Source organism: Streptomyces sp. NBC_01549, from assembly GCF_026339955.1.
GTDB lineage: Bacteria > Actinomycetota > Actinomycetes > Streptomycetales > Streptomycetaceae > Streptomyces.
The window spans coordinates 1,790,458-1,809,109 of sequence record NZ_JAPEPW010000001.1 but is presented as its reverse complement, the minus strand read 5'-3'; the positions used below and the strand labels follow the sequence as shown (position 1 = coordinate 1,809,109).

Below are 18,652 nucleotides of genomic sequence, written 5' to 3'. Positions count from 1 at the left end.
AAGAGAGCGTGCGCTGCGAGCGTCGCCGTAGCGGCGTCCGTGGCGCTGGCGGCGGGAATGACCAGCCCGGCGTCGGCGCGGGCGGAGCAGCGCACGGGGGGTGTCTCCGCGGCGGGGAAAGCCGCCGGGATCACGGCCAAGCACCGCATCACCCTGATCACCGGTGACCGGGTGGTCGTCGACGCCAAGGGGCGCGTCGTCGGCTTCGAGCGGGCCAAGGGCCGTGAGCACGTACCCGTGCAGATACGCAAGGCCGACGGCCACACCCTGGTGGTGCCGGCCGACGCGCAGGCGCTGATAGCCGACGGCAAGCTCGACCGCCGACTGTTCGATGTCACCGAGCTCAACAAGGCGGCGGTCCGCAAGTCCCAGCAGCGGGGCCTGAAGGTGATCGTCGGCTACCGGGGAACCGCGGCGGCCGCCAAGGCCGACGTCCGTGAGGCCGGCACGCTCCGCAGGAGCCTGAAGGCCCTGAACGCGGACGCGGTGCAGACGCCGCAGCGGGACGCGGCCGAGCTGTGGTCCGCGGTCACCGACGACGGGAAGACGGCCTCCGGCATCGCGCACGTCTGGCTGGACGGCGTCCGCAAGGCGAGCCTCGACAAGTCCGTGCCGCAGATCGGCGCCCCCACCGCGTGGGCGGCCGGATACGACGGCAAGGGCGTCAAGATCGCCGTCCTGGACACCGGTGTCGACGCGAGCCACCCGGACCTCAAGACCCAGGTGATCGAGTCCAAGAACTTCTCCGCCGCCGCCGACGCCACCGACCACTTCGGCCACGGCACGCACGTCGCGTCCATCGCGGCGGGCACCGGCGCCAAATCGGGCGGCAAGTACAAGGGTGTCGCGCCCGGCGCGAAGATCCTCAACGGCAAGGTCCTCGACGACACCGGCAGCGGTGATGACTCGGGCATCCTCGCGGGCATGGAGTGGGCGGCCGAGCAGGGCGCCGACATCGTGAACCTGAGCCTGGGCGGCCAGGACACCCCCGACGTCGACCCGTTGGAGGCCGAGGTCAACAAGCTCTCGGCCGAGAAGGGCATCCTCTTCGCGATCGCGGCGGGCAACGAGGGCCCCGAGTCGATCGGCTCGCCCGGCAGCGCGGACGCCGCGCTCACGGTCGGCGCGGTCGACGACAACGACAAGCTGGCGGACTTCTCCAGCACCGGCCCGCGCGTCGGCGACGGCAGCATCAAGCCGGACGTCACCGCGCCCGGCGTGGACATCACGGCGGCTGCGGCTCCGGGCAGTGTCATCGACCAGGAGGTCGGTGAGAAGCCCGCGGGCTACCTGACCATCTCCGGTACGTCGATGGCGACCCCGCATGTCGCGGGCGCCGCGGCGATCCTCAAGCAGGAACACCCGGACTGGACGTACACCGAGCTCAAGGGTGCGCTGACGGGCTCCGCGAAGGGCGGCAAGTACACGCCGTTCCAGCAGGGTTCGGGCCGGATCGCCGTCGACAAGGCGATCAAGCAGACCGTGATCGCCGACCCGTCGTCGGTGAGCTTCGGGATCGCGCAGTGGCCGCACACCGACGACACGGCGACGACCAAGCAGCTGACGTACCGCAACCTCGGTACGACGGACGTCACGCTGACCCTGGCGATCTCCGCGACCGACCCCAAGGGCCAGGCGGCTCCGGCGGGCTTCTTCGCGCTCGGCGCCAAGACGGTCACCGTCCCGGCGGGCGGCAAGGCCTACGTCGACGTCACCGCGAACACGAAGCTCGGCGGCACCCTCGACGGCGCGTACTCGGCGTACGTGACGGCGAGCGGCGGCGGTCAGGCCGTGCGCACGGCCGTCGCGGTCGAGCGCGAGGTGGAGTCGTACGACGTCACCTTCAAGTACGTCAACCGTGCCGGTGAGACGCCCACGCACCTCACCGACCTGGAGGGCTACTCCGGCCTCGGCGAGGCCCGGGACTACACGTCGCAGAGCACGGCCGACACCGCGACCCTGCGCGTCCCCAAGGGCAAGTACGTGCTCAACTCCCTTTCCGTGAAGGACCTGGTAGAGGCGAAGGGCGGGGTCGACTGGCTGGTCCAGCCCCGTCTGAGCGTCACCAAGAACACCACGGTGACCCTCGACGCCCGTACCGCCAAGGGCGCCGACATCACGGTGCCGGACGCGGGGGCGAAGCCGCTGTCGGCAGTCGTCGACTTCTTCGACGACGCCACCGGCATCGGCACCGGCATCGGCCTGGACTCCTTCCAGGACGTGCGCGTGGCGCACGTCGGCCCGGCGATCTCCTCCGGCCTCTTCCAGAGCTGGTCCGGACAGTGGACCAAGGGCGCGGGCACCGAGTACGACACCTTCACCGGTACCAAGACGACCAAGCTCCAGGGCGCGCACGTCAAGCACTACAAGGCGAGCGAGCTGGCCAAGGTGAAGGCGAACCTCGGGGCCGCGGCGTCCGGCAAGACGGGCGCGGTCACCGCGTACGGCTTCCTGCCCGACGACGACAGCATGAGTGTCGGGGTCAGCCAGAAGCTGCCGTCCTCGCGCACGCTGTACGTGTCGACCGGTGAGAAGGTCCAGTGGGCGTTCGACCTCGAGCAGGACGCAGGCGTCGACGCCACCGGGACCCCGATCATCGACGCCTACTACACGGACGACTACCCGCAGACCTTCAAGGCGGGCAAGAGCTACACGAGGACGTACAACACGGCCGTCTTCGGTCCGGAGATCAACGCGGACTACGGCGTCTTCCGGGACGGCAACAGCATCGCGGGCTACCTGCCGCTGTTCGCCGACGGGAGCGGTCACCCGGGCTCCTCGCTGTACACCTCGGTGACGACGACGCTGTACCGCAACGGCGCGAAGGTCGCCTCGAACGACGACCCGCTCGTCGGGTTGAAGGAGTTCAAGGTCCCGGCCGCCGAGGCCACCTACAAGCTCACGAGCTCGGTCAAGCGCACCGTGAAGGTCGCCGCGGCCTCCACGCGGATCGACGTGAGCTGGACCTTCAAGTCCAAGAAGGCCGACTTCGCGAAGCTGCCCACCTCCACGGTCCGCTTCAACGCCACCACCGGCCTCGACAGCCGGGTCGCGGCCGGAAAGACGGTCACGATCCCGGTCTCCGTGCAGGGCTCGGCCGCGGGCAAGAACCTCAAGTCGCTGTACGTGTACGTCTCGTACGACTACGGCCAGACCTGGAAGATGCTCAAGGTCAAGAACGGCAAGATCACCGTCAAGAACCCGGCGAAGGGGAAGGGCATCTCCTTCCACGCGAAGATCGCCGACAAGCAGGGCAACAAGTCGACGGTCTCGATCTACAACGCGTACTACGGAAAGTGAGGAGTGGTACGTAGCTGAGGTCGGCGCGTAGCACCACTCTCGGGCCCTTCGAGAATCCCATCTCGAAGGGCCCTTGTGCTGCGTCGGCGACACGATGACGCCCCACAACTCCGCGCGTCGATCAGGACAGCCATTGGCAGATCTGGGCCGGCTCCGGCGCCCGTGGCCGGGCCTGGCGGAGGTCTCGGGTGGCCCAGACGTGCCAATCCCGGCGCAGACGTGACTGCTCGTGGAGTCAGCCGGGTGAGGTGGGCGGACTGGCGGGGAGCGGAGCACGGTATCGCTCTCATTCCAGTTCGCACCAGACCGTCTTGCTGTCGGCGCCCTGTCGCACGCCCCAGCGCGGGGTGAGCGCGTCCAGGAGGGCGAGGCCGCGTCCGGACTCGTCGACCGGTGCGGCGTGCAGCAGTACGGGGAGGGCGCGCGGGTCGGGGTCGGTGACCTCGACCAGGGTGTGACCGCCGTCCGTGCCGGCGACTCGGACCGTCACCGGTGTGCCCTCTCCCACGTGGTCGATGATGTTCGTCACCAACTCGCTGACGCAGAGCTGGACTTCGAGGCTCGGTTCGCCGAAATGGTCGCGGACCTGGCGGCGCAGGGCGGGGACGGCCCCGGGGAGGGTGCGTTCTACACCAAGGTCGTCAAGGACGACGTCCTCGCACCGGTGTTTGAGGGTCTGGCCCCCGAACACGCGATGCATGTCGCCCTCTGGCTCGGCGAGGTCTTCGGCGGGCCGCCCGCCTACTCCGAGACCCAGGGCGGCCATGGCCACATGGTCGCGAAACACTTCGGTAAGAACATCACCGAGGTGCAGCGCCGCCGGTGGGTCAACCTGCTCCAGGACGCGGCGGACGACGCGGGCCTGCCCACGGACGCGGAGTTCCGCTCCGCGTTCCTCGCGTACGCGGAATGGGGGACGCGGCTGGCCGTCCACTTCTCCGCCCCCGACGCGACCCCTCCGGGGGACCAACCGGTACCGAAGTGGACGTGGGGAGCGGCCCCGCCGTACCACGCCTGACCTCCGAGACTTCCTCGCCCCCGCCGGGGCGAAGGCTTTTAGGGGCGCGGGGAACTGCGCGACCAGCCCCCACGCACCCGCAGACGAGGCACTTCGGGCGGCCGGGGATCCGGGGCGGAGCCCCGGTCCGAGCCGGGGCTACTGGGGCGTGCTCGCGCCCGCGCGAGTCGCGTCCGTGCCCCAGCTGGCCAGCAACCGCAGCGCCTCCGCCGAGGCGGACCCCGGCTCCGCGTGGTACGTGACCAGTGACTGCTCGTTGTCGTCGGGCAGCCGGAACGACTCGAACTGGAGTGAGAGATCGCCCACCAGCGGATGCCGCATCCGCTTCACCCCATGGCTCTTCTCCTTGACGTCGTGCGTGGCCCACAGCCGCCGGAAGTCCTCGCTCTTCACCGAGAGCTCGCCGACCAGCGACGAGAGTCGCGGATCGTCGGGGTGGCAGCCCGCGTCCATGCGCAGCAGGCAGACGATGTCGATCGCCTTCTGCTCCCAGTCCACGAACAGATCGTGGTATTCGGGCTTCAGGAACACCAGCCGCGCCCAGTTCCGCTCCTGCGGCGCCAGCTCCGACCAGTCACCGAACACGGCCGCCGCCATCCGGTTCCAGGCCAGGATGTCCGTACGCCGCCCGCCGACGTACGCGGGGATGCCGTCCATCGAGTCCAGCAGCTGCCGCAGCGCACCCCGTACCTGCTGGGGCCGCGCCGGCTGCTTCTTCTTGTGCGCCTTGGGCTTCGCGAGGTGGGTGAGATGCGCGTGCTCGGCATCCGTCAGCCGCAGGGCGCGGGCGATCGCGTCGAGTACCTCCGCCGACACGTTCCGTCCGTTGCCCTGTTCCAGGCGGGTGTAGTACGCCACGGACACCCCGGCCAGCTGTGCCAGCTCCTCGCGCCGCAGCCCCGGCACCCGGCGGTGCCGGCCGAAGTCGGGCAGTCCCACGTCCTCCGGCTTCAGCCGGGCCCGGCGGGTGCGCAGAAACTCGCTGAGCTCGGCACGCCGGTCCAGGGGAGGGGAGGGCTGTTCGTCCATACGTCCAGTATTCACGGTCGTACGCCGGTGAACCTGACCCCGCCAGTAGTAGGACCAGCGGACGTACGCAAAGCCGTGACCTGGGTGAAGGATCCGCCGTGAGGCAGGCTGTAGACCGTGCCCGGCGGAAGGCAGCCGGGCGCACGACCACTCCTTAGGAGAACCCCCGGCATGACCACTGTTGCTGCGTACGCCGCTCCCGCCGCCAAGGCTCCGCTGGAGCGCACCACCGTCGAGCGCCGGCCGGTCGGCGAGTTCGACGTCCTGATCGACATCAAGTTCGCCGGTATCTGCCACTCGGACATCCACCAGGCCCGTGAGGGCTGGGGCAAGGCGATCTTCCCGATGGTGCCCGGTCACGAGATCGCCGGCATCGTCGCCGAGGTCGGCCCCGGCGTCACCAAGTTCAAGGTCGGCGACCGCGTGGGCGTCGGCTGTCTGGTCGACTCCTGCCGCGAGTGCGAGAACTGCAAGGCGGGCCTGGAGCAGTACTGCACCGGCAGCGGCGGCGTCGGCACGTACAACGCCCTCGACAAGAACGGCGATCCCACCTACGGCGGCTACTCCGAGAAGATCGTCGTCGACGAGAACTACACCGTCCGCATCCCCGACGGCATCTCCCTCGACGTGGCCGCGCCGCTGCTCTGCGCCGGCATCACCACCTACTCCCCGCTCAAGCACTGGAACGCCGGCCCCGGCAAGAAGGTCGCGATCCTCGGCATGGGCGGCCTCGGTCACATGGGCGTCAAGATCGCGGACGCGCTCGGTGCCGAGGTGACCGTCCTGTCGCAGTCGCTGCGCAAGAAGGACGACGGGCTGAAGCTGGGCGCCGACCACTACTACGCCACCAGCGACCCGAAGACCTTCGAGAAGCTGCGCGGCACCTTCGACCTGATCCTGTCGACCGTGTCCGCCCCGCTGGACCTCGACGCCTACCTGTCCCTGCTCAAGACGGACGGCGCCTTCGTGAACGTGGGCGCCCCGGAGGAGCCCGTCAAGCTCAACCTCTTCTCGGTGATCGGCGGCCGCAAGACCCTCGCCGGTTCCGGTATCGGCGGCATCCAGGAGACCCAGGAGATGCTGGACTTCTGCGCCGAGCACGGCTTCGGCGCCGAGATCGAGCTGATCAGCGCGTCCGAGATCAACGACGCGTACGAGCGGGTGCTGGCGAGCGACGTCCGCTACCGCTTCGTGATCGACGCCGCCACCATCTAGGGCCGGTCCGGCGGATCATGCCGCAGACGCGGGGCTTGGCACGCACTCCCCCACTGCCTTAAGGGCGTGGGGGGACCCCCAGCCGCGTTGTCGTCGGTCGCCGACTCCCCCACTCTCGACTTCGCTCGAGCGGGGGGACCCCCATCGCGTCGACGCCCTCCTCCGCCTTGCAGAGCTGAACGCGCCAAGCCCCGCTCACCAGCGTTGATGAGGCACCGTCGCTGCCCTCCGACTTGATCCGCCGGACAGGCCTTAGTCGCGGGTCACGTCTCAGCAGTAGGGCGCCGATCGGTCGTACGACCGATCGGCGCCCTCGGCGTTTCCACCGTACGTACGGCGAGTCCGTCAGCGGCGGCCGGACCTGCCCAGCAGCCAGAGCAGATACGGGCCGCCCACCAGGGACGTGAGCGCGCCGACCGGGATCTCCAGCGGCGGCATCAGCGTGCGGGCCACCAGGTCGGCGCCGACCACGATCAGCGCGCCCGTCAAGGCGGAGGCGGCGAGGGGGAGCTGTGGGGTGCGCGTGAGGCGGCGGGCCAGTTGGGGGCCGGTGAGGGCGACGAAGCCGACCGGACCTGCGGCGCCGGTCGCGACCGCGGCGAGTACCACCCCGAGGACGGTCAGGCCCAGCTGGGTGCGCTGGACGCGGACGCCGAGCGCGGCGGCCGTGTCGGCGTCCAGGCCGAGCGGGCGCAGCGCGCGGCTCGCCCACACCAGGGCGGGCAGCGAGAGGAGGAGGACGCAGGCGAGGGGGCCCGCCTGCTCCCAGCCGCGCCCGTTCAGACTGCCCGTCAGCCACAGCTTGACCTGCTCGGCGGCGGCCAGTTCGCTGTCGGTGAGGTAGAGCTGGACGACCGCCGACAGCGCCACGCCGATGCCGACCCCCGTCAGTACGAACCGGCTCGGCTGCATTCCGTGCCGCCAGGCCAGTACGTACACCAGCGCGGCGGCCGCGAGACCGCCGGTGACGGCGACGGCCGGGAGCGCGCCGGGGGAGGCGACGGTTCCGGTGGTCAGCGCCAGTACGGTCGCGGCGGCGGCGCCGTGCCCGACGCCGATGACGTCCGGACTGGCCAGCGGGTTGCGTGTCACGGTCTGTACGAGCGCCCCGGAGAGCCCGAGCGCCGTTCCGACCAGCGCGCCGAGCACGATCCGCGGGACCCGCAGCTCGCCGACGACCAGGTCGTACGGGCCGCCGTGGCCGCGCAGCACCCGCCAGACCTCGCCCGGTGGGACGTACGTCTGTCCGACACACGCCGCGAGCAGCATCACGCCCGCGAGGAGCAGGAGGAGGACGGTGACGACGGCCGCGGCGCGCCGGTGCAGGAGGAGGGAGAGGTGCCGGTGGCGCAGGACGGCGAGTCCGGCCGCGTGCGGGTACGTGGTGCGAGGGGCGGTGGGCCCAGTGGGCGTCGGGCGTGCCGTGGGTGCCCTGGTCACGAGGCCACGCCCTTCCGCCGTACGAGTACGACCAGGACCGGCACGCCGACCAGCGCGGTCATCACTCCGGCCGGTACCTCCGCCGGGGCGCGCACCACCCGGCCCGCCACGTCCGCGGCGAGCAGCAGGGCGGCGCCGAGGAGCGCGGAGAGGGGGAGGGTCCAGCGGTGGCCGCCGCCCACGAGCCGGCGGGCGAGGTGGGGGACGGCCAGGCCGACGAAGGCGATGGGGCCCGCGGCGGCGACCGCGGCCGCGGTCAGCAGGGTCGCACCGAGCGCCGCACAGCCTCGTACGAGCGCGACCCGGTGGCCGAGTGCCCGCGCGGTGTCGTCGCCGAGCGCGAGCGCGTCCAGGCCGCGGGCGCAGGCCAGTACGAGCAGCGCGCCCGCGGCGAGGAAGGGCAGCATGCGCCCCACCGTTCCCGCGTCGCGCCCGCTGAGCGCACCCACCTGCCAGAACCGGAACTGGTCCAGCGTGGCCGAACTGGAGGTGAGGACGACGGTCGTGGCTCCCGCCGTCATCGCCGACAGGGCGGTTCCGGCGAGCGCCAGTTTCACCGGGGAGGCGCCGCCGCGTCCGCGCGAGGCGATGGCGTACACGACGCAGGCGGCGATGACCGCGCCGGTGAAGGCGTACCAGACGTACCCGCCGAAGCCGTTCGCCCAGCCGAGCGCGATCGCGAACACGACACCGGCCGCCGCTCCCTGACTCAGCCCGAGGATGCCGGGGTCGGCGAGCGGATTGCGGGTGACCGCCTGGAGTGCCGCCCCGGAGATTCCGAGGGCGGCACCCGCGGTCAGTCCGATCGTGGTCCGCGGTACCCGCAGCGACCGTACGACCAGCGCGTCCGGTGAACTCCCACCGTGCACCAGCGCGTCGAGGACGGCGGACAGCGGGACGGGGCGGGTGCCGACGGCGAGGCTGAGGGCGGCGGCGGTGACGGCGAGGAGGAGGGCCACGCCCAGCCAGGCCGCCCGCCGCACGCCTGCCGGGGCGGACGTGCGGCGGGCGGCAGACGTACGTCCGGTCACTTGCCGAGGGTGTCCGCGAGCTGTCGTACGACGAGCCGGGCGGCGGTGGGGCCGGCGTTGAGGTACCAGGGGTCGTCGTCGACCTTCACGGCGTGCCCGGCCTTGACCGCCTTCATCGACTTCCACAGGGGCCGGGCGAGCACGCTGCCCGCGTCGGTCTTGGCGGCGTCGCCCTGCACGGAGTAGAAGATCCAGTCCCCGTCCGCGACATCGATGCTCTCCGCCCCGATGTCCTGCGAAATGGCCTTGAACTGCTGCGACTTGGGCCGGGAGAGCCCCATGTCGACGGCGATGGAGCCGGTGAACGACGACACCCCGAACATCCGCGTCCGGTCCGGTGTGAACCGCACCATGGACACGGCGGGACCGCCGAGCCGCTTCCCCCGCGTGGCGGCGTCGCTCACGATGCCGTCGAGGAGCTCCTGCGCCTTGTCGCCCTTGCCGACCGCGTCACCGACGAGGAGCAGGTCCCGCTTCCAGTTGATGCCGTTGCCGGCCGTGACGACGGTGGGGGCGATCTTCGACAGCTTCGGGTAGAGGTCGCCGAGCGAGTCGTTGATCAGGATCAGATCGGGCTTGGCGGCGGCGAGCGTCTCCAGGTTGGGCGCGGTACGGGTGCCCGCGTCGGTCATGGCCGACAACTGCTTCTTGTACGCGGGGAAGGCGTCGTTCAGATAGCCCGGCACCAGCCCGGCGTTGTCCGCGCGGGTCGTCACGGTGGGCACGATGCCCAGGGTCAACAGGTCGTCCAGCTGGCCGGTGCTGAGCGCGGCGATCTTCTTGGGCGCGGTCTTGATCTCCGACTTGCCCTCGAAGTGCCCGACGGTCCGTGGGAATTGGCCGTCCTTGGCGCGGCCCGCGCCCATCCCGGCGGCGACGGCGCTCGGAGCGACGGAGGGGCCCTCCGAGGCTCCGCTCACGAGATTGCGGTCGCCGCCGGCGGTGCCCTTGCTCTGTGAGGAGCCGTCTTCACCGTCCCCGTTCCCGGACGAACATCCGGCCAGCAGACCGCCGACGACGGCAACGGCCAGGACGGCCTTCGACCCCAAGGTGCGCACAGGTACTCCGATCAATGACTAAGGCAAGCCTAACCTTAGACCCTGTGGTGCGGGGGAGTGTCGCGAGGGAGTGGGGACCTGCCCCAATGGAGGACACGCCGTGCCGGGTTCTAGGACATATCAGCCTGAAACGTGTGTTATTCATTCATGCACACACCTACGCGGCGCACCGTGCTCGGTGCCTCGATCGCGGCCGCCGGCTCGGGACTCCTGGCCGGCTGCTCCGGGTCCGACTCTCCCTCCGGACCCGGCTCGCACCCCGGGCCCGGCGAGCACCATGGGAGCGAAGTCGGCGGCCACGACGGCAGGCCCTTCGTCCCCAAGGGACCCAAGGGATATGTGAACCCGTCCGATCCGGAGGTCCTCGCCGTCGAGAGGAGACGCGATGGCGGCCCCCTCCGATCGTTCACGCTCCACGCCGTCGAGACCCACCTCGACCTGGGGGGACGCACCGTCAGATCATGGGCGTACGGCGACGAGCTGCCCGGCAAGGAGGTGCGGATCACGGCGGGCGACACCCTCGGTATCAAGCTCTTCAACCATCTGCCCGTGCCCACGACGCTGCACTCGCACGGTATCCGCATGCGTTGCGACATGGACGGGGTACCGGGCCTGACCCAGCGCTCCATCAAGCCCGGCGACGACTTCACCTACCGCTTCGCCGTGACGCACCCGGGCACGTACTGGCTGCACTCGCACTCGGGACTGCAGCTCGACCGCGGCCTGTACGCCCCGCTGATCGTCGAGGACCCCAGGGAGCCGTTGTCCTACGACAGGGAGTGGGTCGTCGTCCTGGACGACTGGGTGGACGGCGTGAGCGGCTCGAACCCGGACGGCGTGCTCGCACAGCTGGTCGACGGCAAGGGCATGCGGGCGAACATGGACATGGGCGAGAGCGACGAACACGACGGCAACTCCGACCACGGATCCGGCCATGAGAAGCCCCACGGCCCCTCCCGCGTCCTGCACAAGTCCTACAGCCGCGTCCTGCACAGCGAGGGAGGCAGCGTCGACTACCCGTTCTACCTCGTCAACGGCCGTCTCGCGCACGCTCCTTCGGTCTTCCGGGCCCGCAAGGGCGACCGCATCCGACTGCGGATCATCAACGCCGGCGCCGAAACGGCCTTCCGAGTGGCGCTGGGCGGCCACGAGATGACGATCACGCACACGGACGGCTACCCCGTCGAGCACGCGACCACGGACACGCTGCTGCTCGGCATGGCCGAACGTTACGACGTGCTGATCACCGCCAAGGACGGGGTGTTCCCGCTGGTCGCGCTCGCCGAAGGCAAGGGCGCCAGAGCCCTGGCCGTCCTGCGCACCAGCGGCGGGGACCTTCCCAGCCCCTCCGTGCACCCGGACGAACTCGACGGCAAGCTCGTCCCGGCCAGACGCCTCGTACCGGACGACTCCGTGGCCCTCAGCGACGACGAACCGGACCGCGAGCTGCGCATCAGGCTGACCGGCGGGATGAAGAAGTTCGACTGGGCCTTCGACCACCAGCCGTACGACATCAAGCAACGCCACCCGATCCGCCAGGGCGAGAAGATCCGCCTGACCCTCATGAACGCCACCGACATGTGGCATCCCATGCACCTGCACGGCCACACCTTCGCCATCGTCGGCTTCGGCGCGCTCGGAGCCCGCAAGGACACCGCCCACGTAGTGCCGCACCACAAACTCGTCGTCGACTTCTACGCCGACAACCCGGGCCTGTGGATGCTCCATTGCCACAACCAGTACCACTCGGAGTCCGGCATGATGACGATCCTCGGCTACCGGAAGTGAGTCACCGCGCGCGGTGAATACGGAACATCGGCGCGCTGTCACTTGATCACGCGGAAGTCGGGGCGGGCCGTCCAGGCGGCCAGGAACTCCTGGTCGCCGACGTGGCCGCCCCAGCAGCGGTTCGGGCGGCAGGGGCGGTCGGGTCGTTGTCGTTCGCGTGTGGCAGGGCCGGGCTTGACGCACCATGAACGAAGTGGCGCCGGGCCCGGACCGGCGCCCCGGTCGGACTGGCTCGGGGGAAACGGATGAACGGCTGGGGTCGGCTCAGGGAGAGAACTCGGGCAGGCCGTCCGGCGGTCATGGTCGTCGTTCTGGTGGTTGCGGGAATCGGCCTGACCTGGTTCGCGGGAACGCACTTCGCCTATGCCACGGGCCTGGCGGGCACCTCGGGCCATCTCCGGGTCGAATCCTGCGTCTGGGAACAGGTCGGGGGCCATCGGTACCCGCACTGCAGCGGCGTCTTCCGCTCCTCCGACGGCACCGTCGTGGACCCGGACGCCTCGATCGGCAAACGGCTGCCCGTCGGCGGCATCGTCGCGTTGCAGCGGGTGGCCTCCGGTTCCTATGAGCAGACGGGCCCCGCGTCCTCGTTCGGGTGGCTGGCGATCTCCTTGCTCGGCCTGATGGTGCTGCTCCTGGGAATCCTGGTCGTCTACGGCAAGGGCGGTGGGCGTCGAGTACCGCGCGGCCTCCTGGTACTGCTCGGCGCGCTGGGCGCGTTGATGCTGCTCAGCGCGCTCATCGGCGGAGTGGCGGGGATGACGGAGGCGTTCTGAGGCCGGGGACCCTTTGGGCGCCCACATCGTGCGGCCGGGCGATGCGCGGTCGACGATGACTGTGGAGGTGTGCCGCTGCCGGGTCGACTCCTGCTCACCCTGCCGAGCCGCGCCCGGTCCGATCGCTCCGATCCCCTTCCCCTACCGGAGGCCGCCATGGGGCAAGTTCTCGGTGATGTCCTGGGTCTCGCGGCCGCCGTCGCCGTCAGCCCGCTCCCGATCATCGCGATGATCCTCGTACTCGCCACACCTCGGGGACGCCTCAACGGAATCCTCTTCACCGTCGGCTGGATTCTCGGACTCTCCGTCCTGGGCGCGGCGGTGCTGGCGATCGTCGGACCGCGGGGTTCCTCCTCGTCCTCCTCCACCAGCAGTCAGCCGGGGGGTCCTGTTCTTCGTCATGGGGCTGAAGCTGCTCGGCGACGGCATCTCCATCCTCACTCCCTGACGGCCCCCGCACGGCCCTTTTCCCGGGTGCGGACGACGTGCCCGGGGGATACGCTTTTGACGGCAAGGTCAGGTTCTCCGGGCGGTTTTGCAGACGCCGAGGCCTCATTCGCGATGATCGATTCTTCCCGCGGACCTCTTTGACGAGCGTGCTGCCGCAGGGTCCGCGGCTTCGCGATCCCTGAAATGGAGGTCGGGATGAGAGTTGTCGTTGATCTTTCCCGGTGTCAGGGGTACGCGCAGTGCGCGTTCCTGGCTCCGGACGCGTTCCGGATGCACGGCGAAGAAGCGCTGATGTATGACTCCAACCCCGACGACACCCAGCGCGAACAGGTGCTGCGCGCCGCGGCGGCCTGCCCGCTCCAGGCCATTCTGGTCGACCAGCTGGAAGGCCGGGAGACGCCGGTGGGGGCGTCCCCGTCATGAGCACCGCCGACACCCTTCAGGGGTTCAAGCGTGACGGCCGTGTCGTGATCGTAGGGGCGTCACTGGCGGGACTGCGCGCCGCGGAGGCCCTGCGCGCCGAGGGGTTCACCGGGACGCTGACCATGATCGGTGACGAGTTGGGAGAGCCCTACGACCGCCCACCGCTGTCCAAGCAGGTACTGACCGGATGGGTGCCGGCCGACGGCACCACACTGCCACGGCGCCGTGACATCGACGCGGAGTGGCTCCTGGGCGTCCCTGCCGACGGACTGGACCTGGTGAACAACCATGTGCGGCTCGCCGACGGCCGGACGATTTCCTTCGACCGCATGCTGATCTCCACCGGGGTACGGGCCCGGCCCTGGCCCGTCGAGGCCGAGGCGGCGCTGGACGGCGTCTTCGTGGTCCGCACGCGCGAGGACGCCGCCGGTCTGCAGCGGGCGGTCGCCGCCGGGCCCTCCCGCGTACTGATCATCGGCGCGGGCTTCACCGGCTCCGAGATCGCCTCCATCTGCCGCGAGCGCGACATCCCGGTGACCGTCGCCGAACTCGCGCCGTACCCACTGGTCGGGGGACTCGGCGCCATGATCGGCGAGATCGCGGCGGACATGCAGCGCTCCCATGGCGTCGACCTGCGCTGCGGTGTCAAGGTCACCCAGCTGGAGGGCGACGCGCAGGGGCGGGTTCGCCGCGCCCACTTCTCCGACGGCAGTTCCGTCGACGCCGACGTGGTGGTGGTGGCGCTCGGGGGCATCCGCAACACCGAGTGGCTGCGCGACTCGGGACTGGCGGTCGGCGTATGGGGAGTCGCCTGCGACGCGGGCTGCCGCGCCTTCGACCTCAACGGCCTGGTCACCGACGACATCTTCGTCGCCGGAGACGTGGCACGCAGCCCGAACCCGATCTACGAGTACCGGTTCATCTCGCTGGAGCACTGGGCCAACGCCGTGGAGCAGGCCGAGATCGCGGCGCACAACATGCTCAGCGCCCAGGCGGACCGCTGGCCGCACCTGTCCATCCCGACGTTCTGGTCGATCCAGTTCGGCGTCAACATCAAGTCCGTCGGTGTACCGACCTACGCCGACGAGGTCGTCGTCACCCAGGGATCCGTGGCCGACCACCGCTTCGTCGCCGCATACGGCTACCAGGGCCGCGTCACCGCCGCCGTCAGCTTCAACAATGCGAAGTGGCTGGACCACTACCGGCGGCTGATCGAGACGGCGGCGCCCTTCCCGCCTCCCTGCCCCACGCCCGACCAGCCCCTCGACGCGAAACCGGTGCCCGTCGACTTCCCCGGCCCCACTCTGCTCGCCCAGGGCGCCACGGTGGTCGTCACCGGCCATGACCCGGGAGAGCGGCGCGTCACCGCCTTGCGGCAGCACCACCGGTAAGCCGCCTTGCGGCAGCACCACCGGTAGGAGGGAACAGGAGGGAAAGCGACATGACCACGATCCAGACGCCCGACATCCTGCCTCGGATCCTCGACTACTCCGCCCGGGCCGACCCGTACCCGCTCTACGCCGAGCTGCGCAGGACGCCGGTGGCCCTGCAGGAGGACGGCAGCTACGTCATCAGCACCTACCGCGAGCTCGCCGACATCCTGCACAACCCCCACCTGAGCTCCGACGTCCGCAACCTGGCGCATCCGATGGCCGCGGCGGAGGCACGGACCACGCCGTCGTTCATCAACGTCGACCCGCCCGAGCACGACCGTCTGCGCCGCCTGGCGATGCGTCACTTCGGCCCCCCGCACACCCCGCGGCTGGTCAGCGGCATGGAACCCGACCTGAGGGCCATCGTCAGCGGCCTGATCGACGACTTCGAGGGCAAGCAGCGGATCGACATCGTCGACGACTTCGCCTACCCGTTCCCCGTCACCGTGATCTGCCACCTGCTCGGCGTGCCGCGCGAGGACGAACCACGGTTCCACGTGTGGGTGAACGCCATCATCGACTCGATCGACTACAACCCCAGGACCGACCCGCAGGAGAAACTGGACAACGGCGTGCAGGCCACCAAAGACCTGCGCCAGTACCTCGGCGGGCTGCTGGAACAACGCCACGGCCGGCCGGGCGACGACCTCCTGACCCGGCTGGCCAACGACGACGGGCCCGAAGGGCGGATGACCGACGCCGAAATCGTCAGCACCGCCAACCTGCTGCTCATCGCCGGCCACGAGACCACCGTCAACCTCATCACCAACGGCATGCTGACGCTGCTGCGCCACCCCGAGGTGCTGCAACGCCTGCGCGCCGAACCGGACCTGGTCGTACCACTGGTCGAGGAACTGCTGCGCTACGAGCCCCCCGTGCACATCATTCCGTGGCGGGCGGCGTACAGCGACATCTCCGTCGGCGACACCGTCATCCCCAAGGGCTCGCAGATCATGCTCATGCTCGCCTCGGGCAGCCGCGATCCGGACCGCTTCCACGATCCCGACCGCTTCGACCCCGATCGCCAGGACAACCAGCACCTCGGCTTCGGCAGCGGCATCCATCTGTGCTTCGGCGGCCCCATGGCTCGGCTGGAAACCCAGATCGCCCTGACCGAACTGGTACGCCGCCTGGACGGCCTCAGCCTGGTCACCGACCCACCCCCGTACCGGCCCAGCCCGGTCCTACGAGGCCCCATCCACCTGCTCGTCGACCAGAACTGACGCCGAACCGACACCACGCGCTGACGAATCCTCAGAGTCCCCCCACGTTCAGGGGCCGCTCCCAGGGCACGGCGGACGTCCCCGAGTCCTCGGCGGCATGACCGTGGGCGTGCCCCATAGTCCCTCGCCAAGCCGAAACTCATCCGGTGATACTCCCTACCCATGGGGCGTGGGTGATCTCGACAAGGACGCCCCGGCTGCCGAACGTTCTGGAGACACACCCGATGAAGCTCGCCAAGCGTCCCGTCCTGACCACCACGGCGCTTGCCGCCGTGACCGCCGCCACCCTCTTCGGCGCGACGTCCGGCCAGGCCGCGGCCTCGCAGCCCGCCCGCGTCGACGCTCCCGCCGCGCTGAAGGTCCCCGACGGCAACCGGCTCACCGGCGTCTTCTCCGCCGCGGGCGTCCAGACCTACACCTGCGGCGCCAACGGCGCCTGGACGCTCCTGGAGCCCGCCGCCACCCTCTGGGCCAAGAACGACCGCTCCCACCGCCCCGTCGCCCTCCACTCCCGCGGCCCCGTCTGGGTGTCCACGGTGGACGGCAGCGCCGTCAACGGGGCCGCCGTCGCCAACTCCCCCAAGACCGGCGCCATCCCCGAGCTCCTCCTGAAGTCCACCGCCACGCGCGGCACCGGGGTCTTCGCCGACGTCTCCTACATCCAGCGCCTCAACACCCACGGCGGCGTCGCCCCCACCACCGCCTGCACTGGAACCGACCAGGTCAGCGTCCGCTACTCCGCCACCTACGCCTTCTACAAGCCCGCCAAGTGATGCGGTAACGAGCAACGGCAGGAACGGCAGGGGCCCTTGGGGCGATCTCGAGGAACCCCGCCCCGCCCCTCCCCGTCCGCCAGGACCGCCTCGCAAGCGTGATCGCCGACGTCGACCTCGTACGCGCGACATGCACACAATCCGCAGGCCCGCGAGGCTCGTTGGCGGACAGGGAGGGGCGCCATGTACGGAGACCGCGGCCACCGGGAGACCCTTGCCGCGATCGCGCGAAATCCCGCGGCGCCGGCCGAGGTACTGACCAGGCTGCTGTACCAGGAAGCCATCGCGGCCTGGGACACGATCGCCTGGCGCGCTCTGCCGGACGAGGTGGTCGACGCCATCGTCAGGCATCCCGACCACAGGCTGCGGACGGTGTTCGCCGGGAACCCCGCGGCGACGCCGGAACAACGCGCCCGGCTCATAGCCGATCCCGATCCACGTGTCCGCCGTTCTCTGGCCATCGGACCCGAATGGTTCCGCATCCCCGCGCGGCCACTGCCCCTGTCCACTCAGCAGCGACTGCTTGCCGATCCGCGACAACTGGTCCGCCGGAGCGCGGCCTTCTGCCGCCACGCGGCTGCGAGCCTGGTCGCGGGGCTCGCCGACCACCAGGACGCGGACCTTCGGCAGGCAGCCTGCCGCCAGTGGAGTTCACTTTCCGAGGACACCCGAAGTCGCCTGCTGTGCGACGCCGATGACGAAGTACGTCAGGCGGCCATGATGGAGGCCTGCCGCGATGACGCGGACTGCACGGACCTTCTTCTCGACGCGGGAATCGGTCGCTTCGCCAGGCAGGACGTGATCCGGTACGGCGCCATGAGCACGGCGACCGCCGAACGGCTCGCGGCAAGCACCGAAGAGGAGGACCGGCGGGAACTGGCGGCCAACCTCAACGTTCCCATCGGCATGGTCCGGACGTTGGCGAACGACGACGCGCACAGTGTCCGGCTGGCGGTATCGGTACGACCCGAGCTGACGGAGTCCGAACGTAGCGCCATTCGCGTCACCATCAGCCCGTCCGACCGGCTCTACCCCGTCGAATGGGTTCGCCTCTGCGCCGATCCCGACGTCTTGCGCCAATGCGCCAAGTCGGCCAACACCCTGCTACGACGCAGCGCCGCGTGCAGCCGGCACCTGCCTTCCGACGCCGTCGACCTGCTCGCGAAGGACGACGACTACCCCGTACGGCTCCTGCTGTGCGAGAACCAACCGACCGTCGACGGCGAGGTGGTGCTGCAGACGTATCTGGACTGCGAGGTCATCACCAAGGGCGATCTGCTGCGCCACCCGAACTTCCCGGGCGCGGGCAGCGGACAACGCTTCGCCGACGACCCGGATCCAGAGAAACGGTGGCTGGTGGGGCTCGACGCCCAGGCGCCCGTCGAAACCGTGGTCCGCTTGCTTGCCGACCCCGACGATCGTGTCCGTGCCATGGCGGCCGCGCACCCCGCGCTGCCCGTCGACCTCATCCTCCGAAGCTGCGGGAACCCGGAGACCTCCTCCCACGCCCTCAGCAACCCGAGCCTTCCTACGGAAGTCATGCACCGACACCTCGACGATGCGGGCATCCCACGCTGACGGATGCTTCCCCGAGTGCGGTCGTCGGATTGCGGTGGGGGCGCGCTCGCCTTAGCTTCAGGTCGTCGGATAGTCCGACAAGGCGGCATAAAATCCTTATGTCGGCTTCCCCCGTGG

General features: G+C 70.2%; 15 protein-coding genes and 1 pseudogene. 11 read left to right on the top strand and 5 right to left on the bottom strand.

Annotated features, from left to right (window positions below; all coding sequences use genetic code 11):
* The first annotated feature begins 57 nt into the window (after positions 1-57).
* Positions 58-3,300, top strand: coding sequence for a S8 family peptidase (locus tag OG819_RS07730; protein WP_266648617.1), 3,243 nt, complete (start codon positions 58-60; stop codon positions 3,298-3,300).
* 286 nt (positions 3,301-3,586) lie between these two features.
* On the opposite strand, the gene OG819_RS07725 is transcribed toward OG819_RS07730, so the two are convergent.
* Complete coding sequence (locus tag OG819_RS07725; RefSeq protein ID WP_323139330.1) at positions 3,587-3,808, bottom strand: ATP-binding protein; 222 nt, start codon at positions 3,806-3,808, stop codon at positions 3,587-3,589.
* A 117-nt stretch (positions 3,809-3,925) separates the two neighbouring features.
* On the opposite strand from OG819_RS07725, the pseudogene OG819_RS07720 reads away from it, so the two are divergent.
* Positions 3,926-4,318 (top strand): annotated as a pseudogene (locus tag OG819_RS07720) (group II truncated hemoglobin); the annotation flags it as partial.
* Between the two features lie 138 nt (positions 4,319-4,456).
* Here the strand turns inward: OG819_RS07720 and OG819_RS07715 are convergent.
* Positions 4,457-5,347, bottom strand: coding sequence for a helix-turn-helix transcriptional regulator (locus OG819_RS07715; protein ID WP_266648615.1), 891 nt, complete (start codon positions 5,345-5,347; stop codon positions 4,457-4,459).
* A 171-nt stretch (positions 5,348-5,518) separates the two neighbouring features.
* Between OG819_RS07715 and OG819_RS07710 the strand changes: the two genes are divergently transcribed.
* The gene (locus OG819_RS07710; protein ID WP_266648613.1) at positions 5,519-6,562 is read left to right on the top strand and encodes an NAD(P)-dependent alcohol dehydrogenase; all 1,044 of its coding nucleotides are present in this window, start codon (positions 5,519-5,521) and stop codon (positions 6,560-6,562) included.
* A 345-nt stretch (positions 6,563-6,907) separates the two neighbouring features.
* On the opposite strand, the gene OG819_RS07705 is transcribed toward OG819_RS07710, so the two are convergent.
* From OG819_RS07705 to OG819_RS07695, 3 genes are all read right to left on the bottom strand, one after another.
* Positions 6,908-7,915 (bottom strand): iron ABC transporter permease, encoded by a 1,008-nt coding sequence (locus OG819_RS07705; RefSeq protein WP_266652611.1) that lies wholly within the window; start codon positions 7,913-7,915, stop codon positions 6,908-6,910.
* 83 nt (positions 7,916-7,998) lie between these two features.
* Positions 7,999-8,985, bottom strand: a complete 987-nt coding sequence (locus OG819_RS07700) for an iron ABC transporter permease (protein WP_266652609.1) — start codon at positions 8,983-8,985, stop codon at positions 7,999-8,001.
* 44 nt (positions 8,986-9,029) lie between these two features.
* The gene (locus OG819_RS07695) at positions 9,030-10,091 is read right to left on the bottom strand and encodes an iron-siderophore ABC transporter substrate-binding protein (protein ID WP_266648611.1); all 1,062 of its coding nucleotides are present in this window, start codon (positions 10,089-10,091) and stop codon (positions 9,030-9,032) included.
* Positions 10,092-10,238: 147 nt separating this feature from the next.
* Here OG819_RS07695 and OG819_RS07690 point away from each other — a divergent pair, with 147 nt between their 5' ends.
* The 8 genes from OG819_RS07690 to OG819_RS07655 all read left to right on the top strand — a co-directional run bounded on the left by OG819_RS07690 (position 10,239) and on the right by OG819_RS07655 (position 18,535).
* On the top strand, positions 10,239-11,879 hold the full coding sequence (locus OG819_RS07690) for a multicopper oxidase family protein (RefSeq protein WP_266628013.1): 1,641 nt from the start codon (positions 10,239-10,241) through the stop codon (positions 11,877-11,879).
* 299 nt (positions 11,880-12,178) lie between these two features.
* Complete coding sequence (locus tag OG819_RS07685; RefSeq protein ID WP_266648610.1) at positions 12,179-12,655, top strand: hypothetical protein; 477 nt, start codon at positions 12,179-12,181, stop codon at positions 12,653-12,655.
* 156 nt (positions 12,656-12,811) lie between these two features.
* Positions 12,812-13,246, top strand: a complete 435-nt coding sequence (locus OG819_RS07680; protein ID WP_266648609.1) for a GAP family protein — start codon at positions 12,812-12,814, stop codon at positions 13,244-13,246.
* Positions 13,247-13,300: 54 nt separating this feature from the next.
* Positions 13,301-13,528 carry a ferredoxin gene (locus tag OG819_RS07675; protein WP_266585255.1) on the top strand — a complete coding sequence of 76 codons (228 nt, stop codon included), beginning with the start codon at positions 13,301-13,303 and terminating at the stop codon, positions 13,526-13,528.
* Positions 13,525-14,919, top strand: coding sequence for an NAD(P)/FAD-dependent oxidoreductase (locus tag OG819_RS07670; RefSeq protein ID WP_266628016.1), 1,395 nt, complete (start codon positions 13,525-13,527; stop codon positions 14,917-14,919). Before OG819_RS07675 ends, OG819_RS07670 begins: the two co-directional genes overlap by 4 nt.
* A 50-nt stretch (positions 14,920-14,969) precedes the next feature.
* A complete protein-coding gene (locus tag OG819_RS07665; protein WP_266648607.1) occupies positions 14,970-16,184 on the top strand; it encodes a cytochrome P450 in 1,215 nt (404 codons plus the stop codon).
* Between the two features lie 224 nt (positions 16,185-16,408).
* Positions 16,409-16,957, top strand: a complete 549-nt coding sequence (locus OG819_RS07660; RefSeq protein WP_266652607.1) for a DUF3455 domain-containing protein — start codon at positions 16,409-16,411, stop codon at positions 16,955-16,957.
* 183 nt (positions 16,958-17,140) lie between these two features.
* Positions 17,141-18,535 (top strand): hypothetical protein, encoded by a 1,395-nt coding sequence (locus tag OG819_RS07655; RefSeq protein ID WP_266648605.1) that lies wholly within the window; start codon positions 17,141-17,143, stop codon positions 18,533-18,535.
* Positions 18,536-18,652 lie beyond the last annotated feature (117 nt).